Annotated in this window: 24 protein-coding genes and 1 tRNA gene; 15 read left to right on the top strand and 10 right to left on the bottom strand. The window is 61.5% G+C overall.

Annotated elements, in window-relative coordinates:
* Window position 1 precedes the first annotated feature (1 nt).
* From asnB to PJ259_RS16900, 6 genes are read left to right on the top strand one after another with little or no spacing between them, the layout of a single operon-like run.
* Complete coding sequence (gene asnB / locus PJ259_RS16875; protein ID WP_271653575.1) at window positions 2–1,933, top strand: asparagine synthase (glutamine-hydrolyzing); 1,932 nt, start codon at window positions 2–4, stop codon at window positions 1,931–1,933.
* Complete coding sequence (locus PJ259_RS16880) at window positions 1,930–3,078, top strand: glycosyltransferase family 4 protein (RefSeq protein ID WP_271653576.1); 1,149 nt, start codon at window positions 1,930–1,932, stop codon at window positions 3,076–3,078. The genes asnB and PJ259_RS16880 overlap by 4 nt, the downstream gene beginning before the upstream one ends.
* Window positions 3,060–4,007 carry a UDP-glucose 4-epimerase family protein gene (locus tag PJ259_RS16885; protein WP_271653577.1) on the top strand — a complete coding sequence of 316 codons (948 nt, stop codon included), beginning with the start codon at window positions 3,060–3,062 and terminating at the stop codon, window positions 4,005–4,007. The genes PJ259_RS16880 and PJ259_RS16885 overlap by 19 nt, the downstream gene beginning before the upstream one ends.
* A gap of 29 nt (window positions 4,008–4,036) precedes the next feature.
* Window positions 4,037–5,062, top strand: a complete 1,026-nt coding sequence (locus PJ259_RS16890) for an MraY family glycosyltransferase (protein ID WP_271653578.1) — start codon at window positions 4,037–4,039, stop codon at window positions 5,060–5,062.
* A gap of 2 nt (window positions 5,063–5,064) precedes the next feature.
* Window positions 5,065–5,640: an acetyltransferase gene (locus PJ259_RS16895; RefSeq protein WP_271655889.1), complete on the top strand. Its 576-nt coding sequence runs from the start codon at window positions 5,065–5,067 to the stop codon at window positions 5,638–5,640.
* A 52-nt stretch (window positions 5,641–5,692) separates the two neighbouring features.
* Entirely contained in the window at window positions 5,693–7,699 is a 2,007-nt protein-coding gene (locus PJ259_RS16900) for a polysaccharide biosynthesis protein (RefSeq protein WP_271653579.1), read from the top strand.
* Here PJ259_RS16900 and PJ259_RS16905 read toward each other — a convergent pair.
* Window positions 7,700–7,775 (bottom strand) — tRNA-Thr (locus tag PJ259_RS16905).
* A 118-nt stretch (window positions 7,776–7,893) separates the two neighbouring features.
* Between PJ259_RS16905 and PJ259_RS16910 the strand changes: the two genes are divergently transcribed.
* Entirely contained in the window at window positions 7,894–8,238 is a 345-nt protein-coding gene (locus PJ259_RS16910) for a hypothetical protein (RefSeq protein ID WP_271653580.1), read from the top strand.
* 59 nt (window positions 8,239–8,297) lie between these two features.
* Here PJ259_RS16910 and betA read toward each other — a convergent pair whose 3' ends face one another.
* The 3 genes from betA to betI form a co-directional block, all read right to left on the bottom strand.
* On the bottom strand, window positions 8,298–10,040 hold the full coding sequence (betA, locus tag PJ259_RS16915; RefSeq protein ID WP_059313125.1) for a choline dehydrogenase: 1,743 nt from the start codon (window positions 10,038–10,040) through the stop codon (window positions 8,298–8,300).
* 90 nt (window positions 10,041–10,130) lie between these two features.
* Window positions 10,131–11,603 carry a betaine-aldehyde dehydrogenase gene (gene betB, locus PJ259_RS16920; protein WP_271653581.1) on the bottom strand — a complete coding sequence of 491 codons (1,473 nt, stop codon included), beginning with the start codon at window positions 11,601–11,603 and terminating at the stop codon, window positions 10,131–10,133.
* Window positions 11,604–11,887: 284 nt separating this feature from the next.
* Window positions 11,888–12,475, bottom strand: a complete 588-nt coding sequence (gene betI, locus PJ259_RS16925) for a transcriptional regulator BetI (RefSeq protein ID WP_059313127.1) — start codon at window positions 12,473–12,475, stop codon at window positions 11,888–11,890.
* A 192-nt stretch (window positions 12,476–12,667) separates the two neighbouring features.
* On the opposite strand from betI, the gene PJ259_RS16930 reads away from it, so the two are divergent.
* The 3 genes from PJ259_RS16930 (at window position 12,668) to PJ259_RS16940 (ending at window position 16,477) form a co-directional block, all read left to right on the top strand.
* Window positions 12,668–13,078 (top strand): winged helix-turn-helix transcriptional regulator, encoded by a 411-nt coding sequence (locus tag PJ259_RS16930; protein ID WP_059313128.1) that lies wholly within the window; start codon window positions 12,668–12,670, stop codon window positions 13,076–13,078.
* On the top strand, window positions 13,062–14,060 hold the full coding sequence (locus PJ259_RS16935) for an LLM class flavin-dependent oxidoreductase (protein ID WP_271653582.1): 999 nt from the start codon (window positions 13,062–13,064) through the stop codon (window positions 14,058–14,060). Before PJ259_RS16930 ends, PJ259_RS16935 begins: the two co-directional genes overlap by 17 nt.
* 257 nt (window positions 14,061–14,317) lie before the next feature.
* On the top strand, window positions 14,318–16,477 hold the full coding sequence (locus tag PJ259_RS16940) for an ATP-binding protein (protein ID WP_271653583.1): 2,160 nt from the start codon (window positions 14,318–14,320) through the stop codon (window positions 16,475–16,477).
* A 98-nt stretch (window positions 16,478–16,575) separates the two neighbouring features.
* On the opposite strand, the gene nfsB is transcribed toward PJ259_RS16940, so the two are convergent.
* Genes nfsB through PJ259_RS16955 form a run of 3 tightly spaced genes read right to left on the bottom strand, consistent with a single transcriptional unit; the run spans window position 16,576 to window position 19,400 of the window.
* A complete protein-coding gene (gene nfsB / locus PJ259_RS16945; RefSeq protein ID WP_271653584.1) occupies window positions 16,576–17,226 on the bottom strand; it encodes an oxygen-insensitive NAD(P)H nitroreductase in 651 nt (216 codons plus the stop codon).
* An 18-nt stretch (window positions 17,227–17,244) separates the two neighbouring features.
* Window positions 17,245–18,393 carry an L-dopachrome tautomerase-related protein gene (locus PJ259_RS16950; RefSeq protein WP_271653585.1) on the bottom strand — a complete coding sequence of 383 codons (1,149 nt, stop codon included), beginning with the start codon at window positions 18,391–18,393 and terminating at the stop codon, window positions 17,245–17,247.
* Entirely contained in the window at window positions 18,393–19,400 is a 1,008-nt protein-coding gene (locus PJ259_RS16955; RefSeq protein ID WP_271653586.1) for a zinc-binding alcohol dehydrogenase family protein, read from the bottom strand. The genes PJ259_RS16950 and PJ259_RS16955 overlap by 1 nt, the downstream gene beginning before the upstream one ends.
* A 104-nt stretch (window positions 19,401–19,504) precedes the next feature.
* On the opposite strand from PJ259_RS16955, the gene PJ259_RS16960 reads away from it, so the two are divergent.
* The gene (locus PJ259_RS16960) at window positions 19,505–20,413 is read left to right on the top strand and encodes a LysR family transcriptional regulator (RefSeq protein ID WP_271653587.1); all 909 of its coding nucleotides are present in this window, start codon (window positions 19,505–19,507) and stop codon (window positions 20,411–20,413) included.
* Between the two features lie 47 nt (window positions 20,414–20,460).
* Here the strand turns inward: PJ259_RS16960 and PJ259_RS16965 are convergent, their stop codons facing one another.
* Window positions 20,461–20,877, bottom strand: coding sequence for an organic hydroperoxide resistance protein (locus tag PJ259_RS16965; protein ID WP_271653588.1), 417 nt, complete (start codon window positions 20,875–20,877; stop codon window positions 20,461–20,463).
* Window positions 20,878–21,022: 145 nt separating this feature from the next.
* Window positions 21,023–21,457, bottom strand: coding sequence for a MarR family winged helix-turn-helix transcriptional regulator (locus PJ259_RS16970; protein WP_271653589.1), 435 nt, complete (start codon window positions 21,455–21,457; stop codon window positions 21,023–21,025).
* Between the two features lie 87 nt (window positions 21,458–21,544).
* Between PJ259_RS16970 and PJ259_RS16975 the strand changes: the two genes are divergently transcribed.
* Window positions 21,545–23,062, top strand: coding sequence for a sigma-54-dependent transcriptional regulator (locus tag PJ259_RS16975; protein ID WP_271653590.1), 1,518 nt, complete (start codon window positions 21,545–21,547; stop codon window positions 23,060–23,062).
* A 147-nt stretch (window positions 23,063–23,209) separates the two neighbouring features.
* On the opposite strand, the gene poxB is transcribed toward PJ259_RS16975, so the two are convergent.
* Window positions 23,210–24,934 (bottom strand): ubiquinone-dependent pyruvate dehydrogenase, encoded by a 1,725-nt coding sequence (gene poxB / locus PJ259_RS16980; RefSeq protein ID WP_271653591.1) that lies wholly within the window; start codon window positions 24,932–24,934, stop codon window positions 23,210–23,212.
* A 292-nt stretch (window positions 24,935–25,226) separates the two neighbouring features.
* Between poxB and vapB the strand changes: the two genes are divergently transcribed.
* From vapB to gcvH, 3 genes are all read left to right on the top strand, one after another.
* Window positions 25,227–25,457 (top strand): type II toxin-antitoxin system VapB family antitoxin, encoded by a 231-nt coding sequence (gene vapB / locus PJ259_RS16985; RefSeq protein WP_271653592.1) that lies wholly within the window; start codon window positions 25,227–25,229, stop codon window positions 25,455–25,457.
* The gene (gene vapC, locus PJ259_RS16990; protein WP_271653593.1) at window positions 25,457–25,870 is read left to right on the top strand and encodes a type II toxin-antitoxin system tRNA(fMet)-specific endonuclease VapC; all 414 of its coding nucleotides are present in this window, start codon (window positions 25,457–25,459) and stop codon (window positions 25,868–25,870) included. The genes vapB and vapC overlap by 1 nt, the downstream gene beginning before the upstream one ends.
* 301 nt (window positions 25,871–26,171) lie before the next feature.
* Window positions 26,172–26,540, top strand: coding sequence for a glycine cleavage system protein GcvH (gene gcvH / locus PJ259_RS16995; protein ID WP_271653594.1), 369 nt, complete (start codon window positions 26,172–26,174; stop codon window positions 26,538–26,540).
* Window positions 26,541–26,542: the final 2 nt, after the last annotated feature.

Genomic DNA, 26,542 nt, shown 5'->3' on the forward strand with positions numbered 1-26,542 from the left:
GATGTGTGGTTTTGCAGGGACTTTGGAGGCAATAGCTGGCGGCGCGGATAACAGCGACGTTGTACTCAAGATGAACCAGGCTATCAGCTATCGCGGCCCCGATGACTTTGGTGTGTGGACCGATCCCGCCTCAGGGGTTTCATTGGGACATCGCCGACTGGCCATCGTCGATCTGAGTGCTGCAGGCCACCAGCCCATGCGCTCGCGGGGCGAAAGATACGTGCTAGTCTTTAATGGCGAAATCTACAACCACTTGAGTATGCGTCAGGAGTTGACTGCATCAGGCCGTCCGGGTGATTGGAGAGGTACTTCCGATACCGAGACTCTACTGGCCGGATTTGAGACTTGGGGTATAGCGGGAACGGTAGAAAAAGCCATCGGCATGTTTGCATTTGCAGTGTGGGATCGGCAGGCACGCGTATTGACGTTGGGCCGAGATCGGCTTGGAGAAAAACCCCTATATTACGGCTGGCAGGGGCAGTCCTTTTTGTTTGGGTCAGAACTCAAGGCCTTGAAGCAACATCCTTCTTTCGAGGGGCAGATTGACCGCGGTGCTCTAGCGCTGTTCATGCGTCACAATGCGATACCTGGAGGCTCTTGCATCTACCGCGGAATAAGTAAGCTGCAGCCGGGTTGCTTGGCATCGGTATCTCTCGACAAGCGAGAACCGATTGTCCATACCTATTGGTCAGTCGAGCAAGTCGTTAGACGGGGTCAGGATAGACCTTTTGTTGGATCGCCTGAGGCGGCTGTCCAACAATTGGACGAGCTACTGCTTTCAGCTGTTGGTCAGCAGATGGTTGCCGATGTACCGTTGGGAGCCTTTTTGTCCGGGGGCATAGATTCCTCCACGATCGTCGCCTTGATGCAAGCGCAGTCGTCCAAGCCTGTAAGGACCTTTTCCATCGGCTTCCACGAGCCGGGTTACAACGAGGCCGAGCATGCAAAGGCGGTCGCGCGACACCTGGGCACTGAACACACCGAGCTTTATGTCACCTCGACACAGGCACAAGATGTCATTCCGAACATCCCTGACATTTATGATGAGCCCTTCGCCGATTCATCACAGATACCTACCTACCTTGTATCTCAGCTGGCAAAGCAGCATGTGACGGTATCCCTTTCGGGAGATGCTGGAGACGAGTTGTTCGCTGGGTACAATCGCTATCTAATGACGTCCCGGTTGTGGGGGCGCCTATCCAAGCTGCCAAGATTTATGCGGAAAGGGATAGCACTCGGCATTACCACGGCTCCACCTTCGACTTGGAATTCGGTAGTTTCGCCCTTCGCGCGACTACGTGGTACCAATTTTGGTGACAAGCTGCACAAGGGTGCTGATGTGCTAGCTGCAGCAAACATTGACGATCTTTATCGTCGCCTCATTTCTCACTGGCAAGATCCGGCTCAAGTTGTTATCGGTGCAGAGGAGCCGGATACTCTCTTGACTACCAATCGTTTGCCTTCACTGAACAACGGTATCGAGCGCATGATGGCGCTGGACACCATGACATATTTGCCAGACGACATCCTGACCAAGGTGGACAGGGCGGCAATGTTTGTGTCGCTGGAAACACGCGTTCCTTTTCTTGATCATAGAGTCGTCGAGTTTGCTTGGCAGTTGCCGCTTGCCTATAAGCTACGTGATGGTCAGTCAAAGTGGATACTCCGGCAAGTTCTCTATCGCTATGTTCCGCGGGCACTCATCGAAAGGCCGAAGATGGGGTTTGGTGTGCCAATCGGAGACTGGTTGAGAGGGCCATTGCGCGACTGGGCTGAAGAGCTGCTCGATGAATCTCAACTTCGGCAGCAGGGTTACTTTCATCCGCAACTGATCCGACTAAAATGGGCTGAGCACTTGTCGGGTAAGCGTAATTGGCAGTATCTGCTTTGGGATGTTTTGATGTTCCAAGCTTGGTTAGCAAAAAATTCATGAGCTCCATCTTGCTGTTCGTTGTGAACGATGCGGGCTTCTTCCTTTCTCATCGCCTCGCCGTAGCAGAGCAAGCAAGGAGTCGGGGCTATGAGGTACACATCGCCACCATGCCCGGAAACGCAGTGGAGCGAATTCGCACGCTCGGCTTCATCCATCATTCTTTGCCGTTATCGAGGAATGGTAGGAATCCGATAGCCGAGCTCCGTGCTTTGTACGCCATTTGGACACTCTGTCGGCAATTGAAGCCCGACATATTGCATTTGGTGACAATAAAGCCAGTTCTGTATGGCGGTATTGCGGCTCGTGTGGCCCCCGTCGGGAGTGTGGTTGCTGCGGTCTCTGGGCTAGGTTTTGTTTTCCTCGCTCAAGGCTGGAAGGCCAGGGGCATGCGCCAGCTCGTTAGAGCCTTGTATTGGTTAGCTTTGGGCAAGAAAAAGCTGCGGGTTATTTTTCAAAATCCGGATGACCGCCAGGCTTTGGTCGAGCTAGGCGCCGTTCGGATGGACAAGACGGTCCTGATAAAGGGATCTGGAGTCGACCTTGCCAGCCATCCGGTATTGCCCGAGCCCGATGGCGTTCCGTTAGTGACCTTTGCCGCCCGTCTATTACGTGATAAAGGCGTTATCGAGTACGTAGATGCAGTGCGATTACTCCGCCAGCGAGGTGTCGAGGCGCGTTTCCAATTGGTTGGAGACCCAGATGTAGGCAATCCGACCAGCATTAGTTTGCAAGAGCTAGAGAAGTGGCGTCATGAGGGGATCGTTGAGATCTTGGGCCATAGCAAAGATATTGCCAAGGTCTTCGCCTTGTCTCATCTTGTCGTCCTCCCGTCATATCGCGAAGGTCTACCCAAGGTCTTGGTTGAGGCGGCTGCCTGTGGCCGAGCCGTTGTCACGACGGACGTTCCGGGATGTCGTGATGCGATAGAGCCAAATGTCTCTGGATTGTTAGTACAGGCCAGAGATTCCGTCGCCCTTGCGGATGCCATCGAGCGTCTGGTCAAAGATACTGATTTACGCAAGCGTATGGGGGAGCAAGGGAGAAAGCTCGCTGAGCGCGATTTTGCAATAGAGCAGATCGTAGAGCAGCATTTGGCTATTTATCGACAGCTTCAAGGTGGTGGCGCTTGTACAGCCAAAAAATAATAGTCACAGGCGCTTCCGGGCTGGTAGGTAGTGCTCTGGTTGAGCGCCTGAAAAGCTCTGGCGGATACTCAATTGTAAAAGGCGTACGCAGTGTCTCTGCTGGGCTGGATCAGTTGCCGTTGGAAGCGCTCGATAGTGACGTTGCAATTCGACTTTTAGAAGCTACGGATGTCGTGGTCCATTGTGGTGCTCGAGTCCATGTCATGGAGGACAGAGCTGTAGACCCTCTGGAAGAGTTCAGGAAGGCTAACGTACAGGGAGCCTTGGAATTGGCACGTCGTGCTGCCGAAGGCGGCGTCCGACGCTTCATATTTATTAGCTCGGTCAAGGTCAATGGCGAAGCTACGATGCCAGACTGCCCTTATCTGGCTGATCAGGAGCCAGCACCACAAGATCCCTATGGTATATCCAAAATGGAGGCCGAAGAGGGCCTCAAGGCGCTGGCCCAAGGCACGGGGTTAGAGGTAGTCATCATCCGGCCAGTGCTGGTCTACGGGCCTGGGGTGAAGGCAAACTTCCGTAGCTTGATGAATTGGCTGAGTAAAGGCGTTCCCTTGCCCTTGGGCGCCATCGCCAATAGACGTAGCTTGGTGGCTTTGGACAATCTGGTGGATCTAGTGGTGACCTGTATTGACCACCCTGCTGCCGCTAATCAAACCTTTCTCGTTAGCGATGACGAGGATCTTTCTACTTCAGATCTACTGCGCCGCTTGGGGCTCGCCCTAGGGCGATCTCCTCTACTACTGCCCGTACCTGCCCGCGTCTTGCAACTTAGCGCGGGCCTTGTGGGCAAAAAAGCCCTAGCACAGCGTTTGTGCGGCTCACTACAGGTAGACATTACGAAAACCCGTACGCTGTTGGGCTGGACACCTATCATCAGCGTTGATGAGGCCTTGCGTAAGACGGCACGGCATTTCCAGAAGCGTTGATAACTGTTCAGGCAGGAGCACCTGTTTCAATGATCGAGCTATTGTCGTTGCTAGCCCTAACGGCTTTTTGTTTTTTCCTGACCGGCTGCCTAAGGCGCTACGCGCTCAGTCGGAGTCTGTTGGACGTGCCCAATTCAAGAAGCTCCCATGTTGTACCGACGCCAAGAGGCGGAGGCTTGGCAATAGTGATGAGCTATCTGACTTGGCTGCTACTAGGCCTCGGGTTTGGCAACCTTCCACTCAGTCAGTTGTTAGCCTTGGCCGGCGCTGGTGGTGGCATAGCACTGCTCGGCTTTCTCGATGACCACGGCCACATCGCTGCACGCTGGCGTTTGCTCGGACATTTCACTGCAGCCATTTGGGTACTGGTGTGGTTGGGTGGTATGCCGCCTGTCATGCTTTTCGGCGAAACCCATGATCTCGGCTTGATCGGAAGTGTTCTTGGCGCGCTTTATCTGGTCTGGCTACTCAATCTCTATAACTTCATGGATGGCATCGATGGTCTAGCCAGTATTGAAGCGATCTGTGTCTGTTTGGGCGGTGCCCTCCTTGCGCTCTGCAGCGCGCCGGGGGCTAATCTCCAGGTTTGGTTACCCCTGGCATTGGCCTTCGCTGTTGCAGGATTCCTAATCTGGAACTTTCCGCCAGCGAAGATATTCATGGGCGACGCTGGCAGCGGATTTCTAGGCATGATGCTGGGCGCACTGTCCTTGCAAGCGGCTTCGGTCGACTCACGCTGGCTCTGGAGCTGGCTTATTCTGCTAGGTGTCTTCATCGTCGACGCTACTTTCACCCTATTGCGACGCCTTCTGCGAGGTGAGCGAGTGTATGAAGCCCATCGCAGCCATGCCTACCAATACGCGTCTCGCTGCTATGGGCGACATCTCCCCGTCACCATGGCAGTTCTAGTGATTAACGTAACGTGGCTGATCCCTTTGGCATTGATCGCGGGCCTGGGCTTCGTGGACGGGAGCCTTGCCCTCGTCCTGGCCTATGCTCCTCTGCTAGTGATCGCTGTCAGATTCCAAGCCGGGCAGCTGGAAAAGAGGACATGACTATGCGGACGCTACTGGTACTTGGAGCCGGCGGACATGGCAAGGCCGTGGCTGATTCTGCACTCTCCGGCAAAGAGTGGCAGCGAGTGGTTTTCGCGGACGACCGTTGGCCTGCCTTGCAAGACTGCTTCAATACCGACGTGGTTTCCGATATCACCGAAATCGGTAAGTTGAAAGGCAGCGTCCAAGGCGCTATTGCTGCGGTAGGCGACAATCGACGTCGCCAAGCTTGGACTGCGTTGATTGAGAGTGCTGGGATCGACCTTGTATCCATTCTTCATCCGCGATCGGTTGTCAGTAACTCTGCGAATATCTACCCAGGATGCGCCATCATGGCAAACGCCGTAGTTGGGGCCGATGCTGTCATAGGGCGGGGTGCTATAGTCAATGCGGGCGCCATAGTAGATCACGACGCTTCCCTAGGAGACTTCGCTCACTTAGGCGTAGGTGTACAACTGGCTGGCGGTGTATCTATTGGCGCTGGTGCTTGGTTGCAGGCTGGTTGCTGTGCTGGCTATTCAGTGGTGGTGGAAGAAAATTCGGTAATTGCTCCAGGCACCGCCCTTAGCATCAGTTGATCTTTCCATAGGTAATAGGAAGGTATAGGTATTGTCCAGGATTGACTCAAGAATGCGCGACTGGTTGGTACGTCTACCGCGTCGACAGAAGCGTCTACTTCAAATAGTGACTGATGTTTTATTGCTATGGTTGGCGCTATGGCTGGGATTCGTATTGCGTCTGGGCTTAGACCAACATCTCGATCCATTCGGCAAGCATCTATGGCTGTTCGTTGCTGCCCCGCTTATTGCTATTCCGATTTTTATCCGCTTTGGGCTCTACCGCGCAGTTATGCGGTATATTGGTAACGATGCGCTAATGGCCATATTCAAGGCAGTGACACTTTCTGCACTGCTGTTGACCTTGGTCATGTATTGGAATCAGTTCACCGACGCCTTGATCCCACGCTCTGCTGTTTTTAACTACTGGTGGTTGAGTCTGATGTTGATCGGCGGGCTGCGGTTGCTGATGCGCCAGTATTTCCTCGGCGACTGGTATGGCGCCATTCGTCATGTGCCTTTCATGGGCAAGCGCGGCAGTATGCCCAGGGTCGCCATCTGGGGAGCGGGGCAAACGGGTAATCAATTGGTACATGCGTTGCGCTTGGGGAGAGGCTTGGAGCCAGTCGCCTTCATTGATGATGATCGGGCACTGGCCAATCGGGTCATAGCGGGTCTGAAGGTTTACAGTCGCAAGCATGTCCAACAAATGCTGGACGAAACAGGTGTCCAGGAAATTCTCCTTGCTATTCCTTCGGCCAGCCGTGCCTGCAGGGGTGACGTACTTGCTTATCTTGAAAAGTTTCCGGTTCACGTTCGTAGTGTGCCAAGTTTCATGGATTTGGCATCGGGTAGGGTCAAGGTCGAAGATATCCAAGAAGTGGATATTGCCGATTTGCTTGGCCGAGAGGCGGTGCCTCCTCGTCAGGAGCTATTTGAAAGGTGTATTCGCGATAAAGTGGTGATGGTAACCGGTGCTGGTGGTTCCATCGGTTCAGAGCTTTGTCGCCAAATCATATCCAGCTCTCCCAAGACACTCCTGCTATTCGAGCATAGTGAGTTCAATCTCTATTCTATCCATGGCGAGTTGGAACGTATAATCCTAAAGGAATCCGCTCCTATTGCCCTCGTGCCTCTTCTGGGGTCCGTACGGGATTATCAATATCTGGAAGAGTTGATGCGCGAATGGGGAGTTGAGACGGTCTATCACGCTGCTGCCTATAAGCATGTGCCCATGGTCGAGCACAATATTACCGAAGGGGTACTAAATAACGTTTTCGGTTCTCTCTATACTGCTCAGGCAGCCTTGGTTGCCAATGTCGAAAATTTCGTACTTATTTCTACAGATAAGGCAGTAAGACCTACTAACGTGATGGGCAGTACCAAACGTATTGCTGAGATGATCCTCCAGGCGGTCAGTCAAGAAATTGCCTTGCTACCTCTCCACGCGTCAGAGTCTTTGCTTTGCCTAAACAAGACGCGATTTACGATGGTACGGTTCGGTAATGTCCTGGGGTCATCTGGCTCCGTGATCCCTCGATTTCGCGAACAGATCTCCCGAGGCGGCCCCGTCACCGTTACTCATCCAAACATCACGCGCTACTTCATGACCATTCCGGAGGCAGCACAACTCGTCATTCAGGCAGGCTCGATGGGACGTGGTGGCGACGTTTTTGTCCTCGATATGGGCGGGCCAGTTCGAATCGTTGACTTGGCAGAAAAGCTGATCAAGCTGTCAGGATCAAGTGTTCGTTCGGAAAATAATCCGAATGGCGAAATAGCGATAGAGTTCTCAGGCCTACGTCCTGGTGAGAAGCTTTATGAAGAGCTGTTGATTGCAGACGAGGGAGTGACCTCGACAGAGCATCCCATGATTATGCGAGCTGACGAGGAGTATCTCTCGTGGGCGCAACTGAGACCTCTGCTGGAGCATCTGTTAAAGGCAACCGAGAGCAAAGACCATGATGCAGTCAGAAGACTACTGCGAGAAATGGTCAGCGGCTATGTGCCAGAAGGGGAGATCGTTGACTGGTGCTACCTCTTGAAAAAGAACAGAGGTCCGATCAACGCAGAAAAATGATGGTGCCGGCACCAGGAGTCGAACCCGGGACCTACTGATTACAAGTCAGTTGCTCTACCAGCTGAGCTATACCGGCAAGGGGGAGGCCATTATAGCCATGGAAAAGCCCTTGTAAACCAAGGATGTGCGTAGGTTAAGGCTGGCGTAAGCCGGCTGAGGCTAAAATAGGGCAAATAGCTTGCTAGGAGCCATTGATGAGAAAGAAGACCCTGGCCGTGCTGGCCGCTGCGCTGGCTGGTTGCACCAGTCAGGCGAACCTTGAGCGCAATCCACCGATGGAGCTGCGTACCGGCAAGAGCGCCGACGACTATCGAGCCTGCCTGGTCGCCAAGCTGGAAAAGGGTGGGCGCCATGTGGAGGTGCAATCCCAAGGCAGTGGGCAGCGCGTCCTGGTAGACAGCATGGTGCCGCCGACTACAGCGGCCATCATCGACATTGGTTCGGCATCGCGTGGCACGCGAATCGCGTTGCGTGAGCAGATGGCCAATAACCCTCTTCGACCGAGGGATGTGCTCGTGGCCGTCAAAGACTGCCTCTAAAACCGGATCAATGGAAAAAGGGCGCCTAGGCGCCCTTTTTCATGACCGGCTGCGGACTACTAGGCCGCCGGTTGGTCACGACGCTGCGGAACCGGCTCGGCGGCGCGCTGACCGTTGACGTCACGCAGCGGGGTACCCCGTACCGGCGCGCCGTTGGCGACGTAGTAGGCGGCGTTGCTGCGCGGCAGCGGAGCGCGACCACGGATTTTGTCGGCGATCTTCTCGGCGATCATGATGGTCGGGGCGTTGAGGTTGCCCGTCGCGATGATCGGCATGATGGAGGCGTCCACCACGCGCAGGCCTTCCAGACCGTGCACGCGACCGGCGCCATCGACCACCGCCATGTCGTCGGTACCCATCTTGTTGGAGCAGGACGGGTGGTAGGCGGTCTCGGCGTGGGAGCGCACGAAGGCATCCAGCTGGGCATCAGTCACGCAATCGCGGCCCGGGTTGATCTCTTCGCCACGATAGGGGTCCAGCGCCGGTTGCTGCATGATCTCGCGGGTCAGGCGGATGCCGTCGCGGAATTCGCGCCAGTCCTGCTCGGTGCTCATGTAGTTGAACAGGATGCTCGGATGCTGGCGCGGATCGCGCGAGGTCAGTTCGATGCGGCCGCGGCTGGGCGAGCGCATGGAGCCGACGTGGGCCTGGAAGCCATGGGCCTCGATGGCGTTGGTGCCGTTGTAATTGATGGCGATCGGCAGGAAGTGGTACTGGATGTTGGGCCAGTCGAATTCCTCGCTGGAGCGGATGAAACCGCCCGCCTCGAAGTGGTTGCTGGCGCCCAGGCCGGTACCCTTGAGCATCCACTCCAGGCCGATCTGCGGCTGGTTGTACCACTTCAGCGCCGGGTACAGCGAGACCGGCTGCTTGCACTCGTACTGCAGGTACATTTCCAAGTGATCTTGCAGATTCTGGCCGACGCCGGGCAGGTCGTGGACGACCGGGATGTCGAAGCGACGCAGCAGCGGCGCGGGGCCGACACCGGAGCGCTGCAGGATTTGTGGCGAGGCGATGGCGCCGGCGCAGAGCAGGACTTCACGACGGGCGCGCACGGTGATGGCTTCCAGCGAATCGCCCTTCATGTAGGCGACGCCATTGGCGCGCTTGCCCTCGAAGAGGATGCGATCGGTGGTGGCGTGGGTGACGATGGTCAGGTTCGGGCGACCTTTGGCCTGGTCTAGATAGCCACGGGCGGTGCTGGAGCGACGGCCGTTCGGGGTGACGAAGCGGTCCATCGGACCGAAGCCTTCCTGCTGGTAGCCGTTGAGGTCTTCGGTGCGCGGATAACCCGCCTGGACACCGGCTTCGACCATGGCTTCGAACAAGGGATTGGTGTCTGGCTTGGCGGTAGTCACCGACACCGGGCCCTCGCCGCCGTGCCAGTCGTTGGCCCCGGCATCGCGCTTCTCGGCCTTGCGGAAGTAGGGCAGGCAGTCGAGGTAGGTCCAGTCGTCCAGGCCATCAAGTTGCGCCCAGTTGTCATAGTCCAGGGCGTTGCCGCGGATGTAGCACATGCCGTTGATCAGCGAAGAGCCGCCCAGGCCCTTGCCGCGGCCGCATTCCATCCGGCGATTGTCCATGTGCGGCTCGGGCTCGGTCTGGTAGGCCCAGTTGTACTGCTTGCCCTGCAGCGGATAAGCGAGGGCGGCTGGCATCTGGGTGCGGAAGTCCAGGCGGTAGTCGGGGCCGCCGGCTTCCAGCAGCAGGACGCTGACGTCCTTGTCCTCGGTCAGCCGGGTGGCCAGGACGTTGCCGGCCGAGCCGGCGCCTATGACGATGTAATCGAATTCGTGTGCCATGAAAAAGTCTCCTCCTGACGGCGGGTGGGGTCTGGCCCCATCCCCGGACCCTCTCCAGCGGAGAGGGGAGAAAAGCGCTGCCTGAGCGGCCTAGAAGATCGAGGCGTAGTCGCCCAACTCGACCTGCACCGACTTGATGCGGGTGTAGTGGCCGAGGGTGGTGAGGCCGTTTTCGCGACCGACGCCGGAGTGCTTATAGCCACCCACCGGCATCTCGGCGGGGGACTCGCCCCAGGTGTTGATCCAGCAGATGCCGGCTTCCAGGCGATGGATCATGCGGTGGGCGCGGGCCAGGTCACGGGTGACCACGCCGGCGGCCAGGCCGTACTCGGTGTCGTTGGCGCGGCGTACCACTTCGTCCTCGTCGGCATAGGCGAGGATGCTCATGACCGGGCCGAAGATCTCTTCGCGGGCGATGGCCATGTCGTCACGGCAATCGGTGAAGACGGTGGGGGCCACGAAGTTGCCCTTGGCCAGGTCGCCCTGGGTAACGCGCTCGCCACCAATGAGCAGGCGGGCGCCTTCAGCCTGGCCCTGGGCGATGTAGCCCAGCACCTTTTCCAGGTGCGGGGTGCTGACCAGCGGACCGAAGTTGGTCTCGGCGGCCAGGGGATCGCCCAGCTTGATGCGCTTGACTCGCTCCACCACCTTGGCTTCGAAGTCGGCCTTGAGCGCCTGGGGCACGAAGACGCGGGTGCCGTTGGTGCAGACCTGGCCAGAGCTGAAGAAGTTGGCCATGACGGCGATGTCGGCGGCGCGATCCAGGTCAGCGTCATCGCAGACGATCAGCGGCGACTTGCCACCCAGTTCCATGGTGACTTCCTTGAGCGTCGAGCCGGCGGCACTTGCCATGACCTTCTTGCCGGTGGCGACACCGCCGGTAAAGGAGATCTTCTCGATGCCGGGATGCTCGGTCAGGGCCACGCCCACCTCGGGACCGACGCCGTTGACCACGTTGAAGACGCCAGCGGGCAGGCCGGCTTCGGTGTAGATCTCGGCCAGCTTCAGCGCGGTCAGCGGGGTGACTTCGCTGGGCTTGAAGATCATGGCGTTGCCAGCGGCCAGGGCCGGGGCGGACTTCCACAGGGCGATCTGGATCGGGTAGTTCCAGGCACCGATGCCGGCGACCACGCCCAGGGGTTCGCGGCGGGTATAGACGAAGGAGGTCTCGCGCAGCGGGATCTGCTCGCCTTCCAGGGCGGGGACGAGGCCGGCGTAGTACTCGAGCACGTCGGCGCCGGTGACGATGTCCACGGCCTGGGTTTCGGACAGGGCCTTGCCGGTGTCCAGGGTTTCCAGCAGGGCCAGCTCGTCGTTGCGTGCGCGGAGGATGTCTACGGCTTTGCGCAGGATGCGCGAGCGCTGCATGGCGGTCATCGCGGCCCAGACCTTCTGGCCTTCGGCGGCGGCTGCCACCGCCTTGTCCACGTCGGCGCGGCTGGCGCTTTGCACCACGGCAAGCACTTCGCCGGTGGCGGGACTCAGGGTTTCGAAGGTGGCGCCACCGGTGGCGGCGACGTAGCGGCCACCAATGTACAGCTGCTGTTCGGCGAAACGGGCCATGGACGATCTCCCAAAACGGGGCGGGCGCCGTGGCACCCGCAAGGAACACAGGGGGAGCGAAAGAAGGGCTCTTTGCTCCAGCGATGAATCCAGTCTACTTAATTTTTATTGAACGTTCAATCAATGAAAAATTCGTGGCCGAGGCGAGACGAGCCAAGGGGCCGCCTAGAGCGGATCGGTCCGGGGCGGATGATTAACCAGGGGAGAGGAGGGAGGTTGGGGAGGGAGCAGCTGAAGACGCCCCGTCGGTGCTGGCCGGCAGGGCGGGGGCGATCAGGTGAGCGTCAGGCCTTGGCCAGTTGCAGGTCCAGGTAGTCGTAGGCGATCTGCAGGGCCTGCTGGGTGTTGAAGGCGTCACCGGAGAGGGCGCCGCGCAGCCAGAGTCCGTCGATGATGGCGGCCAGGCCGCGAGCGGCGGCGCGAGCCTGGTCGCGCGGCAGCAGGCGCCGGAATTGCCAGCAGAGGTTGGAATACAGGCGCAGGTCGTTGATGCGCTGCAGGCGGCGCAGGTTGGGCTGATGCATGCTGGTGGCCCAGAAGGCCAGCCAGGTCTTCATGGCTGGTCCGCTGACCTGAGTGTCATCGAAGTTGCCCTGGATGATGGCGCGCAGGTTGGCGGCGGGATCGTCCCCGGGCAGCGCCGCGCGGCGCTCGCGCACGGCCTGGCGCAGGGCATTCATCAGATGCCGCATGGTGGCTTCGAGCAGGCCGTTCTTGTCTTGGAAGTAGTGGCTGATGATGCCGTTGGAGACACCGGCCTTGCGGGCGATGAAGGCGATACTAGCGTCGCCCATGCCAACTTCGTCGACGGCTTCGAGGGTCGCGGCGATGAGCTGCGAACGGCGGATGGGCTGCATCCCGACCTTGGGCACGGAGCATCTCCTGAACAGAGGAAAGAGCCTCCGAGGGTAACTATTTTTTATTGAACGTTCAATCAATAAAAACGGTCACGACCTCCTGGATTGTGCCTTGGCCGGAGCAGCAGTACCAGCCCTGACAGGTGGTTACTTTTAATAACCGCCCAGAAGGCGTAGGCTGGAGTCAGTTCTGCTTCGAGGATCGCCATGGACGCCGTGGTCAGTCGTATCTCCAGTCGTCGCCGCCTGCATGCCCATGCCTGTCCGATCAGGGACGTGCTGGATCGGATCGGTGATGCCTGGTCCTTGCTCACGCTCTTCACTTTGGAAGCCGGCCCGTTGCGCTTCAATGAATTGCGTCGTCGGGTCGACGGCATTTCCCAGCGCATGCTCAGCGTGACCTTGCGTCAGCTGGAGCGCGACGGCCTGGTGTCCCGCACGGTGACCCCGACCAAGCCGCCCCAGGTGGAATACGCGCTCACCGCCCTGGGCCAGAGCCTGATGGTGCCGGTGGGTGCCCTGGCCGCCTGGGCCGCCGCGAAGCAGCCTCTCATTCAGCGCCACAGGGCGGCCTACGATCAGGCCGCCGAGGAGATCCCTGATGACCCGTCTCTCTAAGACCGCCCTATCGGTCCTTGACCTCGCTCCCATCCGCGACGATGGCGATGCCGCCCAGGCGCTGCACAACGCCCTGGACCTGGCGCGCCATGTCGAACAGCTCGGGTTCTCCCGCTACTGGGTCGCCGAACACCACAACATGGACGGCATCGCCAGCTCGGCGACCGCCGTGCTGCTGGGCTATCTGGCCGGTGGCACCAGCACCCTGCGCCTGGGTTCGGGTGGGATCATGCTGCCCAACCACGCGCCGCTGGTAGTAGCCGAGCAGTTCGGCACCCTGGCCTCGTTGTATCCGGGCCGTATCGAACTCGGTCTGGGTCGCGCACCGGGTTCGGATCAGCGCACCGCCTATGCCCTGCGCCGTGATCGCCTGGGCAGTTCCGACGACTTCCCGCGGGACGTGGAGGAGCTGCAGCACTACTTCGGGCCACAGCAACCGGGGCAGGGCGTCATCGCCATGCCGGGCGCGGGCACCGAGGTGCCGATCTGGCTGCTGGGTTCGAGCCTGTTCAGTGCCCAGCTGGCCGCGGCCAAGGGTCTGCCCTATGCCTTCGCGTCGCACTTCGCGCCGCGCTATGTGCACGAGGCGATCCGCCTGTACCGCGAAAACTTCAAGCCATCCAAGGTCCTCGACCGGCCCTATGTGATGCTCGGCGTGCCCCTGGTGGCCGCCGACAGCGACGATGAGGCCAACTACCTGGCTACCACCGTCTACCAGCGCATCCTGGCCCTGTTCCGCGGCGACAGTCTGCGCCTGCAACCGCCGGTGCGCAGCATGGAGGGCGTCTGGTTGCCGCACGAGAAGGAGTCGGTATCGAGCTTCCTCGGCATGGCGGTGATCGGTGGCCCGGACAAGGTCCGCGAGCGCCTGGAACTGCTGCTGGAGAAGACCGACGCCGACGAGCTGATCTTTACCTGCGACGTCTACGAGCAGGCGGATCGCTTGCGGGCGTTCTCGATCCTGGCGGATCTGAAGGGTTAAGGCGGTCGAGGTCTTTCAACGTCGCGGTTGGTACGGCGGTGCGCGCTCTCGCACCGCCGCCGCCGAGGCGGTTCCTGACGGACCACTCTCCAGTTTCATCCGCTCCCCGGTCCCACGCAGCAGGCGCTTTATCGCAAAAGCCTGACCTTGCTGGAACCCCATCATAAGAAACCGTGCCTGTAGCTTTATACATAAAGCCTGGCGGTTGGTACGTCGTTATTCGATCGACGCCCTTGTCAGGCAAGGATCGGTTACTGATGTCTTCTGTGCACGTACTCCTTCGTCAACGAACGGCACTGGCAAAGTTTGGGGAGCTTGCACTCAAGGGAAACGACCTTGATGAAATCCTCCATCAAGCCTGTCACCTCGTCAGTGAGGCGCTGGATACACCGCTGGCGAAGGTCATGGAGCTCCAGGCCGATGGTAGGAATCTCCTTGTCCGCAGTGGCGTCGGTTGGAAACCCGGCGTAGTCGGGCACGAGCTCGTGCCCGCTAAAGAGCGTTCGTCCGAAGGTTTCGCGCTACAAACGGGTGAGCCGGTGGTATCGACGGACATCACCACCGAGGATCGTTTCGATTACCCGCAGTTCTTGAAGGATCACGGCGTGCGGGCGCTGGTGAACGTCATCATCCTGGGGCCGGAAGGCCAGCCGCCCTTTGGCTTGCTGGAGGTGGATAGCCCTGTCGAGCGTGAATTCTCACCAGACGACATCGACTTCCTGCGGACCTACGCCAACCTGCTGGGGGCGACCGTGGATCGCCTCAATAAAGTCCAGGCGCTTGAGCATTCCGAAGCCGAGTTGCGTGAGCGCGAGGCCCAGTATTGCGCCGCGACCGTCCTCAATCCGCAGATTCCCTGGACAGCCGATGCGCAAGGATTCATCGATTCCTTCGATGACCGCTGGCTGACGCTTACCGGTCGCTCTCGTGAGGAGCTGTTGGGCGAAGGCTGGTTGCAGGTGCCTCATCCTGACTACCGGGAGCGTATGCAGCAGGCCTGGCGACACTCCCTGGCAACTGGCGCCGCCTACGACATTCGAACCTGTCTCCAGACGGCCAGCGGCGGCTACGGCTGGTACCGCGTCAGGGCCTTCGCTCAAACGGACGAACAGGGCCAGCGTCAGCGCTGGTACGGCACCATCGAAGATATTCAGGAGCGAATGGATCTCGAGTCGGCGCTGGTCCATTGGAACGAGACGCTGGAAGAGCGGGTACGTGACCGCACCGCAGCCTTGGAGCAGGAGCAAGCAGAGCGGGCGGTCACGGAGGAGAAGTTGCGCCAGAGCCAGAAGATGGAAGCGGTCGGCCAGCTCACGGGCGGGATCGCGCATGACTTCAACAACATGTTGGCCGGGGTGATTTCCAGTCTGGAATTACTGCAGCTACGTATCGCCAGAGGCCGTTTGGATGATCTGGACCGCTACATCATCCTGGCCTTGACCTCTGCGAATCGCGCCGCAGGCCTTACGCACCGGCTTCTGGCCTTTTCTCGTCAGCAGCGCCTCGAGCCAAAGAACCTGCAAGCCAGTCTGCTGGTCAGCGAACTGGAGGATCTGATCCGGCGCACGGTAGGGCCCGGGATCCGTTTTGAAATCCTGATCGGAGACACGGGCGTCATCCATTGCGACCCCAACCAACTCGAAAATGCGCTGCTGAATCTCGCCATCAATGCACGCGATGCGATGCCGGACGGCGGGGTACTGACCCTTGAAACGAAACGGGTGTCAGTCGAGCCCCACTACGGCGAGCTGAGGGATCTGCCGATAGGCGACTATCTCAAGATCAGCCTGACCGATACCGGTATCGGCATGTCGCCGGACACCGTGGCGCGGGTCTTCGAACCCTTCTTCACGACCAAGCCACTGGGGGAGGGCACCGGGCTGGGTCTGTCCATGGTCTTTGGCTTCATGGAGCAGTCCGGCGGGCAGATCCGGGTGCATAGTCAGCTGGGTGCAGGCACCTCTGTCAGCCTGTTTTTCCCCAGGGGCAGCAAGGGCATCGAACAGATCGATGAGTTGGCCAGTGCCGAGCCCGATGCCTGCCCTACCGGTAATGGCGAACGGGTCCTTGTGGTCGATGACGAGCCGGTGGTTCGCAAGACCATGGCGGCTGCCCTGAAAGAGCTTGGTTACCAGGTGATGGAGGCGGCAGATGGCGCCTCGGCGCTTGCCAGGTTCAAGGCGTCGCCGGATATTCAGGTGTTGGTGACCGACATCGGCTTGGCGGGTGGAATGACCGGCAAGGTCCTGTACAGCCAATTGATCGCCTTGGATCCCCAGCTCCGGGTGCTGTTCGTCAGCGGCTTTGCCGGCCCGCTGTTCGAAGAGGGCCTGCCAAGCCAGGCGCTGTTGCTGTCCAAGCCGTTCACGATGAATGAGTTCAGTCGCTGCGTAAGCCAGCTGGTTCGCTCGCCATGAATACAGCCGTGGTTGAGATCACTGCCTTGGCGGGTAGTGCGCCAGGTGAAGGGCGCCTGTGCTGCGCCCTTTCCTGACAGTTACCAGACTACCTTGCTTCAATCGAGGAAGGTGAAGACCTGCTCGCGGGTGAGGCGCGACTTGGGCAGAGCGGCGTTGAAATCACTTTCGCCACGATAGCCCAGGCCGACTACCACCAGCGCGGTGTAACCCTGTTCGCGCAGGCCCAGTTCCTGGTCCAGGCTGTTGGCGTCGAAGCCTTCCATGGGGGTGGCATCGATACCCAGCGCGGCAGCGCCGAGCAGTAGGGTGCCTAGCGCCAGATAGGTCTGCTTCTCCATCCAGTGCTGCACATCCTGGCGCTCATGACGATGCAGGTCGACGAAGTGACGGCGGGTACCGTCCTGGGTGGCGCGCGCTTCGGGCTTGGCGAAGCGGCCGTCCTGGGCTTCCTGTTCCAGCACTTGGGCCAGATGGCCTTCGGTCATCTCCAGGCGGGTGCAGAGCACGATGACGTGGGAGGCCGGCAGCACCTTGGGTTCGTTGTAGGGGCTCTGCATGCCACGGGCGATGCGCGCCTTGGCCTCGGCGCTGGCGGCGACCACGAAGTGCCAGGGCTGGGAGTTGACCGAGGAAGGCGCTTGTCGCAGCAGCTCCAGCAGTTCTTCGACCTGTTCGGCCGGGATGCTGCGGGAGCCGTCGAAGGCCTTGGTGGTGTAACGGGTACGGGCGATCTGGGACAGCTGCATGGATAACTCCTGATCGGATCAGTGGGTGGGGGCAGGCTGGGCGTCGATCTTGACGCGGAACAGGCTGTAGGGCCTCTCGCGCAGGTCCTGGCCACCGTGGAACTGGGCCTGGCGATGGAGCTGGTTGGCGGTGAAATAGAGATAGCCGTCCGGGCCGATGCTGAAGGTATCGGGCCAGAGCACGCGCGGATCGTGGACCAGGGTCTTCCAGCTGCCATCGGCCTGGCGCTGGCGCACGGCATTGTGCTCGTAGTCACCGGCATAGACGCGGCCCTGGGCATCGGCTTCGAGGCCGTCGGAAGCGCCTTTCTCGCCGAGATCCTGCACCCCGGCGCGCACCTGGGCCTCGCTGGCGCTGGGGTCGCGCAGCAGGGCGGTGGGCACGGCATAGAGGTGCCGACTGGACAGCGGGCTGAAGTAGAGGATGCCGCCGTCCGGCGACAGGGCGATGCCATCGCTGGCGATGGCCGGGCGGACCTTGCTGCCATCGGGACGCTGCATCAGCAACGGCTCGCCTTCCACTACCGGCACGAAGCTGGGATCGACATTGGCCTGGGGCGCACCGGTCAGGCGGCGCTGCGCCTGACCGGTGGCGAGGTCGAGGATGATCAGGCCGCCCGGCGGTGCCGAGTCGGTGACATAGGCCACCCCGGCGCGACCGACGCGAAAGTCGAAGCGCACATCGTTGACGTAGCTGTTGGGTTCGAGCACCGCCGCGGGGAAGACCAGGGTTCTGGCGACCTTGTTGGTCTTGAGGTCGATGGCCACCAGCTTGACGCCACCGGCCTTGGGCGGAGCGAAGCCGGGGGCGGCGGTGTCCAGCACCCAGAGGTGCCCGCGACCATCGGCGACCACGCTCTGCACACTGATGAAGCCCTTGCCCGGCTGGCCGGGGGTTTCCACGTTGAGCGCGGCGTCCGGGTAGGGGATGGCCTTGCCGTCCTTGAGTTCGGCGACGGTGAAGGGCACCTCGTCGCCCCAGCGCGGATAGTTGACGAAGATCCGGCCGGTCTCGCTGACGGTGACCCCGGTGGGCATGGCGTCGCGGAAGGCGAAGACCTGCTCCAGCTGGCCGAGCGTGCGCTCCTGCGGTAGCGGCGCCGCCTGGGCGGTCAGGCTACCCATCGCCAGGGCGACGGCGAGGGTCAGGGCGGAGAGCCTGGCCATCAGAAGCCCTCCAGTACGAGCTTGCCGCGGGCCTGGTGGCTTTCCAGCTGGGCATGGGCGCGGCGCAGGTTGGCCGCATCGATACGACCCAGGTGTTCACCCAGGGTGGTCTTGAGCGTGCCCTGGTCGATCAGCTCGGCCACGCGTTCGAGGATCTCGTGCTGGCGCACCTTGTCCGGAGTCTGGAACAGCGAGCGGGTGAACATCAGCTCCCAGTGCAGCGACAGCGACTTGGCCTTCATCGGCACCACGTCCAGCTGCGCCGGATCGTCGATCACGCCGAGACGGCCCTGGGGCCGCAGGACGTCCACCAGCTGGGTGAAGTGCTCATCGGTATGGGTGAGGCTGGCCACCAGGGTCACGCCGTCCAGGCCCAGGGCTTCGAGCTGGGGGCGCAGCGGCTGGTGGTGGTCGATGACGTGATGGGCGCCGAGCGAGCGCACCCACGCCTGGGTTTCCTCGCGCGAGGCGGTGCCGATCACGGTCAGCTGGGTCAGCTGACGGGCCAGCTGGACCAGCACCGAGCCGACGCCACCCGCGGCGCCCATCACCAGCAGCTGTTGACCCGCACCACCGCCCTCGGTCGCGCCCAGGCGATCGAACAGCAGCTCCCAGGCAGTGATGGCGGTCAGCGGCAGCGCCGCGGCCTGGGCGTGATCCAGGCTTTTGGGCTTGTGGCCGGCCAGGTGTTCATCCACTAGGTGCAGTTCGCTGTTGCAGCCGGGGCGGAACAGCTCGCCGGCATAGTAGACCTCGTCACCCACGGCGAAGCGGCTGACGGAGCTGCCCACGGCGCGAACCACGCCGGAGACGTCCCAGCCCAGCACCTTGGAGTCGCGCTGCACCAGGCCCTGGCGCACCTTGGTATCCACCGGATTGACCGACACGGCACGGACCTCTACCAGCAGGTCATGGGCCTCGGGCGTAGGATCGGGCAGCACGGCGTCCTGCAGGGCGCGGGGATCGCTGGCGGGCAGGGTGGCGTCACCGTGGATGATGGCTTTCATGGGCGGATTCCTTTGTACGATGAGAAACGTGAGGCCATGGTCGTCTTCATTGTCGGTCGGAAAAAGCGGCAGAATCGGATAGCACCTTCACTGCAGGAAAGAAAATGATCCGCTTCGACGACCTCGGCCTCTTAGTGCGCTCCGCCGCCCTGGGCAGCTTTTCCCGCGCGGCCCGCGAGGCAGACCTCTTGCCAGGTCAGGTGAGCGCCGCCATCGGGCGGCTGGAGCGGGAGCTGGGCATTCGCCTGTTCGCTCGCTCGACGCGCAGTCTGAGGCTCACCGCCGAGGGCGAGGCCTATCTGCCCTATGCCCGGGAGGTGCTGGAGACCTTGCGCGAGGGACGCGAGCGGCTGCAGGGGGAAAGCCCCGAGCTGCGCGGGGTGCTGCAGGTGGCGGCGCCTTCGGATCTGGGGCGCAATCTCTTGCTGCCCTGGCTGGCGGAATTTCGCCAGCGGCATCCCGGCCTGACCCTCAGGCTCTACGTCTCGGACCAGCAGGCCGATGTCTATCGCGATCCGGTAGACATCGCCATCCGCTATGGCCGCAGCCAGGACGACAGCCTGGTCGCCCTGCCACTGGCGCCCGACAATCACCGGCTGCTGGCCGCGGCGCCGGCCTACCTGGCGCGCCATGGCACGCCACGCCGCCTGGATGACCTGGTAGAGCATGCCTGCCTGCTCTACCAGCTGCACGGTCGCACCTATGACAAATGGAGCTTTCCGCTGGCCGAGGGTGGCCAGCGGCAAGTCGGCGTCAGCGGGCCGCTGCAGAGCGATGATGCCGAGGTGGTGCGGCGCTGGGCGGTGGCCGGGGAGGGCATCGTCTACAAGTCCTGGCTGGACATGCGCGACGATCTCGAGACCGGGCGGCTGGTGCGGGTGCTGCCCGACCAGCCTGGCGAACCCCTGCCGTTGCAGCTGTTCTGTCCACACCGGCGCCAGTTCTCGCCGGCGGTCCGGCAACTGCATGGCTGGCTGGCGGAACGCTTCGCGGGCCTGACGGGCCAGCCATAGAAAAGGGCGCGTCCCCGAGGAGGCGCGCCCTTGGATGTTCCCAGGTGTCAGACCAGGGTCAGACGCACGTCCACGTTGCCGCGGGTGGCGTTGGAGTAGGGGCACACCTGGTGGGCTTTCTCGACCAGGTCCTCGGCCACCGCGCGCTCCAGGCCCGGCAGGCTGATGGTCAGCTCGACGTCCAGAGCGAAGCCGGTGGGGATCGGGCCGATGCCGACCTGGGCGGTCACGCTGACGTCAGCCGGTACGGCGATCTTTTCCTTGGCGCCCACGAACTTGAGCGCGCCGATGAAGCAGGCCGAGTAGCCGGCGGCGAAGAGTTGCTCGGGGTTGGTGCCTGCACCACCGGCGCCGCCCAGCTCCTTGGGCGTGGACAGCTGCACGTCCAGGGCCTTGTCGCTGCTGATGGAACGGCCGTCACGGCCACCGGTGCTGGTTGCGGACGCGGTATAGAGGATGTTCATGGCGTGCTCCTGTTTTAGGTATTGCGATAACTGTTTGGCCGGGCGTTGACCGTGAGAACCGACAAGGCATGGACTTAAGTTATCGCGATACCTGTTATCGCGCAAATATATTTTCGGGAGCAGGCGACCAGTGGCAGCGAGCCGGTTAGCGCGTCAGCTTGGCGCGCAGTGCCATCAGGTGTTCGCGCAGCTCGGACATCTGGGCATCTCCCAGCGCACAGTAGCCGCTAATGGTGCCGTTGATCTCCCGCGCCCGCTCTCGCAGGGCACGGCCGCCCTCGGTGAGTTCGATGGACAGGTTGCGTTCGTCTTCGGCATTGCGTTGCCGGGTCACGTAGCCCTCGGCCTCCAGGCGCTTGAGCACCGGGGTCAGGGCGCCGGAGTCCTGGTGCAGACGGCGCGCCAGTTCCTTGAGCGGCAGGTGATCGTTTTCCCAGAGCACCAGCATCATCAGGTACTGCGGGTAGGTCAGGCCCACCTCTTCGAGCAGCGGCTTGTACACCTTGGTCATGGCCAGGGAGGTCGAGTACAGCGCGAAGCACAGCTGCTGATCGAGAAGAAGGGGGTCTTTGGTGGTCATGGCGGTCCCGCCTTGGTAAATGAGAAGTGATTCTACCCCGAGCATTTGGGTAGCATTAGCCTTTCGCTTTCAGACCCTGCGGTTTCCATGCGTATCCATGTCTCCTTCATCGATCGGGTCGGCATCACCCAGGAAGTCCTGGCGTTGCTCGGTGCCCGAAATCTGAACCTCGATGCCGTGGAGATGGTGCCGCCCAACGTCTACATCGACGCGCCGACCCTGAGCGCGGCGGTGTTGGAGGAATTGCGCGCCGCCCTGCTGACCGTGGTGGGGGTCGAGGCGGTCCGGGTGGTGGACATCCTGCCCGGCCAGCGTCGCAGCCTGCAGCTCGATGCCCTGCTTGCCGCCATGGCCGATCCGGTGCTGGCGGTGGACGGCGAAGGCCGCATCCTGCTGGCCAATCCGGCCTTCGCCGCGCTGGCCGGCGAGGGTGCCGGCACGACCCTCGCCGACCTCTTCAATGACAGCGAGCTGCCAGCCGAGCTGCTGGCCCAGGGCTTTCGTCTGCCCCTGCGCGAGGTGGTACTGCGCGGCCAGGCCCTGTTGCTGGACGCCACCCCCATCGGCGAGCCGGTAGGCGGGCTGGCCGGGGGGCTCCTGACGCTCTATGCACCCAGCCGCATCGGCGGTCGGCTGTCAGCGCTACGCCATGACACCCCCGAGGGCTTCGATTCCCTGCTGGGCGATTGCGCGGCCATCCGTACGCTCAAGGCCCGCGCCCAGCGCCTGGCGGCCCTGGAAGCACCGTTGTTGATCCTGGGTGAGACAGGCACTGGCAAGGAGCTCGTCGCGCGGGCCTGTCATGCCGCCAGTGCCCGGCGCGATGCGCCCTTCCTCGCCCTGAACTGCGCCGCCCTACCGGAGAGCCTGGCCGAGAGCGAACTGTTCGGCTATGCCCCGGGCGCCTTCACCGGTGCGCAGCGTGGCGGCAAGCCGGGTCTGCTGGAGCTGGCCGACCAGGGCACGGTGTTTCTCGACGAGGTCGGCGAGATGTCGCCCTATCTGCAGGCCAAGCTGCTGCGATTCCTTTCCGACGGCACCTTCCGCCGCGTCGGTGGGGCCCACGAGAGCCAGGTCAACGTACGCATCCTGGCTGCGACTCACCGCGACCTGCAGGCCATGGTGGCCGCGGGAAGCTTTCGCGAAGACCTCTTCTATCGTCTCAATGTGCTCAGCCTACAGGTCCCGGCGCTGCGCGAGCGCGGCCAGGACATCCTGCTGCTGGCACGGCACTTCCTGCAGCAGGCCTGTGCCCAGATCGGCCGGCCGCCGTGCCGCCTGGCACCGGCCACCTACGGTGTGCTGCTGGGCAACGCCTGGCCAGGCAACGTGCGCCAGCTGCAGAACATCCTCTTTCGCGCCGCCGCCATCAGTGAAAGCGGCCAGATCGACGTCGAGGACCTGGATCTGGCCGGTACTGCAATGGCTGGGCAGGTGGAAACCGAGGTCAGCACCCTGGAAGCCGCCGTCCAGGGCTACGAGGCAGCGCTGCTGGAACGACTCTATCCGCAGTATCCGTCCAGCCGCCAGCTGGCCGCACGCCTGCAGACCTCCCATTCGGCCATCGCCATGCGGCTGCGGCGTTACGGCATTCCGCGGCGTTAAAGTTCTAGAGCCTGTTTAAAGGTTCGCGAGCTAGAGACAAGCAAGGCGAAAATGGCTGAGGAAGCGGAGTTTACGAGTGGTAAATGAGCATTCCGAAGCCATTTTCAACGCAGTTTGGCCGACGCGCAGCAGCCTTTAAACAGGCTCTCAGCGCAGGACGTTGGTCTTGGCCAGGTCCACCACTTCGCTGCCACGGCCACTCATCACCGCGCGCAGCATGTAGAGACTGAAACCCTTGGCCTGGGCAGCCTCGATCTTCGGTGGCAGCGACAGCTCCTGCTTGGCGATGCGCACGTCCACCAGCGCCGGGCCGGGGTGGGCGAAGGCCTCTTCCAGGGTGGCGTCGAGCAGACTGGCCGATTCCACCTTCCAGCCGCGCACGCCGCATGCCTCGGCCACCCGGGCGAAATCGACCTCACCCAGATCGGTGGTCTCGTCGATCATGCCGGCGGCCTTCATCTCCATGGCGACGAAGCCCAGGGTGGCGTTATCGTAGACGATGACCTTGACCGGTAGCTTTTCGCTGGCGAGGGTCGCCAGTTCGCCCAGCAGCATGGACAGCCCACCGTCGCCAGCCAGGGCGACCACCTGGCGGTCGGGATAGGCCGCCTGCAGGCCCATGGCCTGGGGCAGGGCATTGGCCATGGAGCCGTGGCTGAAGGAGCCGGCCAGCTTGCGTTCGAAGTTCATCGCCAGGTAACGCGCGGCCCACACCGTGGGGGTGCCGACGTCGCAGGTAAAGAGGGCGTCCGCGGCGGCGAGCTCGCTGACGCGCGTGGTGAGGTACTGCGGATGCAGGGGTTCACCGTCGGCGGTGGCGGTGGCCAGCTCGTCCAGCTCGGCGCGGGTCTTGCGATAGTGCTGCTGGGCCTTTTCCAGGAAGCGGCTGTGGCTGTTGGGCTTGAGCCGCGGCAACAGGGCGTCCAGGGTGGCGCGGACATCGCCCACCAGGCCTTTGAGCAGGGGGGTGCGCACGCCCAGATGAGCCCCGCGTATGTCGATCTGCACCACCCGGCCATGGTCCGGGAAGAAGTTGCGATAGGGGAGGTTGCTGCCCAGCATCAGCAGCAGGTCGCATTCCTTGAGCGCGTGATAGCCGGACGAAAAGCCGATCAGCCCGGTCATGCCCACGCCATAGGGATTCGAATACTCGATATGGGCCTTGCCGCGCAGCGCATGAACCACCGGTGCCTGCAGCCGCTCGGCCAGGGCTACCACCTGGGCATGGGCACCGGCGCAACCGGCGCCGCAGAGCAGGGTGATGCGCTTTTCGCCGGCCAGGAGTTCGGCCAGAGCGTCCAGCTCGGCCTCCGGCGGGACCACCACCGGACGCACCGGCTCGCTCCACTGGGCTTGCTTGATCGGCGCCTCGGCCAGGGCCACGTCGCCCGGGATCACCACCACCGACACCGAGCGATTGAGGATGGCCGAGCGCATGGCGGTTTCCAGGATGCGCGGCAGCTGCTCGGGATGGGACACCACCTCGCAGAAGTCGCTGCAATCACGGAACAGGCGCTCCGGGTGGGTCTCCTGGAAATAGCCAAGGCCGATCTCGCTGGAGGGAATCTGGGCGGCGATGGCCAGGACCGGCGCACCGCTGCGCTGGGCGTCGAACAGGCCGTTGATCAGGTGCAGATTGCCCGGACCGCAGGAGCCGGCGCAGACCGCCAGGCGCCCGCTGGTGTCGGCGGCGGCACTGGCCGCGAAGGCAGCGGCTTCTTCATGACGCACGCCACGCCAGCGGATGCGATCACGCGTGCGCAGGCTTTCGGTGAGGCCGTTGAGCGAATCGCCCGGCAAGCCCCAGATGGTATCCACACCAGCGGCTTCGAGGGTGGCGACGAGCAGATCGGCAACGGTTTTCACAGCCATGACAAAGACTCCAGGCAAGGGTGGGGGAGGGCAAAGCCGCTTGGCAGAGGTCTTGTTGTGCCTTCTTGGTCCGACGAAGCGGGGCGGAAGTTCGCGCTGGTGCTCTTTCCGGAATCCGGCCGGAGGCTCCAGAGTTTTCCGCCTCCAGCATTCTTGCAAGGTCTAGCAAGTGCCATGACTAAGAAGATTCTCATCTGGCGGCATTGCCCGATGCCGAGAGATAGCTGAATTGACACATCCAACCCCATCATTATTATGGGATATACATTTGACATATCCCAGGAGGTTGGTCGTGGAACAAGGTGCTGTATTTCAGAGTAATCGCAGTCAAGCGGTGAGACTGCCGAAGGCGGTTGCCCTGCCCGAAGACGTGAAGCGAGTCGACGTAGTCGTTGTCGGCCGCGCGAGAATCATTACCCCGACCGGGGAATCTTGGAATTCTTGGTTTGAGGGAGAGGGCGTCACCGCGGATTTCATGGCAGAACGTGATCAGCCTGCCGAGCAGGACCGTGAGGGCTTCTAATGCTCAAGTTCATGCTCGACACCAACACCTGTATCTTCACCATCAAAAATCGGCCGGAGTCGGTTCGTGAGGCCTTCACAAGGCACCATGGCCAGTTGTGCATCAGTACGGTCACCCTGATGGAGCTGATCTACGGTGCGGAAAAATCTTCCAGCCCGGAGCGCAACCTGGCTGTGGTCGAGGGCTTCGCCGCTCGCTTGGAGGTCTTGAAATACGGTCTCGAAGCAGCGGCGCATACCGGACAACTGCGTGCCGAGTTGGCCAGGGCGGGTCAGCAAATTGGCCCCTATGATCAGATGATTGCGGGGCATGCGCGATCCCTGGGCCTGATCGTGGTTACTAATAACCGCCGCGAGTTTGATCGGGTGCCGGGCTTGCGCGTTGAAGACTGGGTTACCGCTGAAAAAGGTTAGCGAGTAAAAGGGCGCTTAATCTGCCTTTGTCCGCATTGCATAGATAAGAGATGACTTCTTTATAGCTGATAGCCTGTCTGTCGGACCCAGGAGCCCAGCTAATTTCGTATCGATTACGATACGGTGTGCGTGAATCAATACGGCCATGGCAGGCTCCTGCTCGGATCGTAACGATTTCGCTACAGGCGGAATCTGCTGATCTAGCTAAGCCGCTGAAATCATTGAATTTTATTCCTGGCACTAGCCTTGCAGCAGCAGATTCCATCTATCCATCAGGACCAAGGTCCGCAGGAGTCTGGCAATGAGTCTGCGCTATACCGAAGAACACGAATGGCTGCGTCAGGAAGCCGATGGCAGCATCACCGTCGGCATCACCGACTATGCTCAGGACTCGCTGGGCGACCTGGTCTTCGTGCAACTGCCGGAGCTGCGCAGCTATGCCCAGGGCGATGAGGTCGCGGTGCTGGAGTCGGTCAAGGCCGCCAGCAACATCACCATGCCGCTGGAAGGCGAGGTCCTGGCGGTCAACGAGGCGCTGAACGATGCGCCCGAGACCATCAACAGTGATCCGCTGAACGCCGGCTGGTTCTTTCGCTTCCAGCCCGCCAATGCCGAAGCCTTCGCCGCGCTGCTCGACGAAGCCGCCTATCAGCAACTGATCAAGGGGTAAGA

Origin of the sequence: Pseudomonas sp. JBR1 (genome assembly GCF_028198185.1) — a bacterium.
Lineage (GTDB): Bacteria > Pseudomonadota > Gammaproteobacteria > Pseudomonadales > Pseudomonadaceae > Chryseomonas > Chryseomonas oryzihabitans_E.

Excerpts from the sequence above, each read along its gene's own strand:
- nfsB (WP_271653584.1), bottom strand. The coding sequence starts at position 17,226 with ATGCAGCTGTCCCAGATCGCCCGTACCCGTTACACCACCAAGGCCTTC.
- asnB (WP_271653575.1), top strand. The coding sequence starts at position 2 with ATGTGTGGTTTTGCAGGGACTTTGGAGGCAATAGCTGGCGGCGCGGAT.
- vapC (WP_271653593.1), top strand. The coding sequence starts at position 25,457 with ATGCTCAAGTTCATGCTCGACACCAACACCTGTATCTTCACCATCAAA.
- gcvH (WP_271653594.1), top strand. The coding sequence starts at position 26,172 with ATGAGTCTGCGCTATACCGAAGAACACGAATGGCTGCGTCAGGAAGCC.
- PJ259_RS16930 (WP_059313128.1), top strand. The coding sequence starts at position 12,668 with ATGGACGCCGTGGTCAGTCGTATCTCCAGTCGTCGCCGCCTGCATGCC.
- PJ259_RS16965 (WP_271653588.1), bottom strand. The coding sequence starts at position 20,877 with ATGAACATCCTCTATACCGCGTCCGCAACCAGCACCGGTGGCCGTGAC.
- PJ259_RS16975 (WP_271653590.1), top strand. The coding sequence starts at position 21,545 with ATGCGTATCCATGTCTCCTTCATCGATCGGGTCGGCATCACCCAGGAA.
- PJ259_RS16890 (WP_271653578.1), top strand. The coding sequence starts at position 4,037 with ATGATCGAGCTATTGTCGTTGCTAGCCCTAACGGCTTTTTGTTTTTTC.
- PJ259_RS16970 (WP_271653589.1), bottom strand. The coding sequence starts at position 21,457 with ATGACCACCAAAGACCCCCTTCTTCTCGATCAGCAGCTGTGCTTCGCG.
- PJ259_RS16895 (WP_271655889.1), top strand. The coding sequence starts at position 5,065 with ATGCGGACGCTACTGGTACTTGGAGCCGGCGGACATGGCAAGGCCGTG.
- PJ259_RS16960 (WP_271653587.1), top strand. The coding sequence starts at position 19,505 with ATGATCCGCTTCGACGACCTCGGCCTCTTAGTGCGCTCCGCCGCCCTG.
- PJ259_RS16950 (WP_271653585.1), bottom strand. The coding sequence starts at position 18,393 with ATGGCCAGGCTCTCCGCCCTGACCCTCGCCGTCGCCCTGGCGATGGGT.
- PJ259_RS16940 (WP_271653583.1), top strand. The coding sequence starts at position 14,318 with ATGTCTTCTGTGCACGTACTCCTTCGTCAACGAACGGCACTGGCAAAG.
- PJ259_RS16935 (WP_271653582.1), top strand. The coding sequence starts at position 13,062 with ATGACCCGTCTCTCTAAGACCGCCCTATCGGTCCTTGACCTCGCTCCC.
- betA (WP_059313125.1), bottom strand. The coding sequence starts at position 10,040 with ATGGCACACGAATTCGATTACATCGTCATAGGCGCCGGCTCGGCCGGC.
- poxB (WP_271653591.1), bottom strand. The coding sequence starts at position 24,934 with ATGGCTGTGAAAACCGTTGCCGATCTGCTCGTCGCCACCCTCGAAGCC.
- PJ259_RS16955 (WP_271653586.1), bottom strand. The coding sequence starts at position 19,400 with ATGAAAGCCATCATCCACGGTGACGCCACCCTGCCCGCCAGCGATCCC.
- PJ259_RS16900 (WP_271653579.1), top strand. The coding sequence starts at position 5,693 with ATGCGCGACTGGTTGGTACGTCTACCGCGTCGACAGAAGCGTCTACTT.
- betB (WP_271653581.1), bottom strand. The coding sequence starts at position 11,603 with ATGGCCCGTTTCGCCGAACAGCAGCTGTACATTGGTGGCCGCTACGTC.
- PJ259_RS16880 (WP_271653576.1), top strand. The coding sequence starts at position 1,930 with ATGAGCTCCATCTTGCTGTTCGTTGTGAACGATGCGGGCTTCTTCCTT.
- PJ259_RS16910 (WP_271653580.1), top strand. The coding sequence starts at position 7,894 with ATGAGAAAGAAGACCCTGGCCGTGCTGGCCGCTGCGCTGGCTGGTTGC.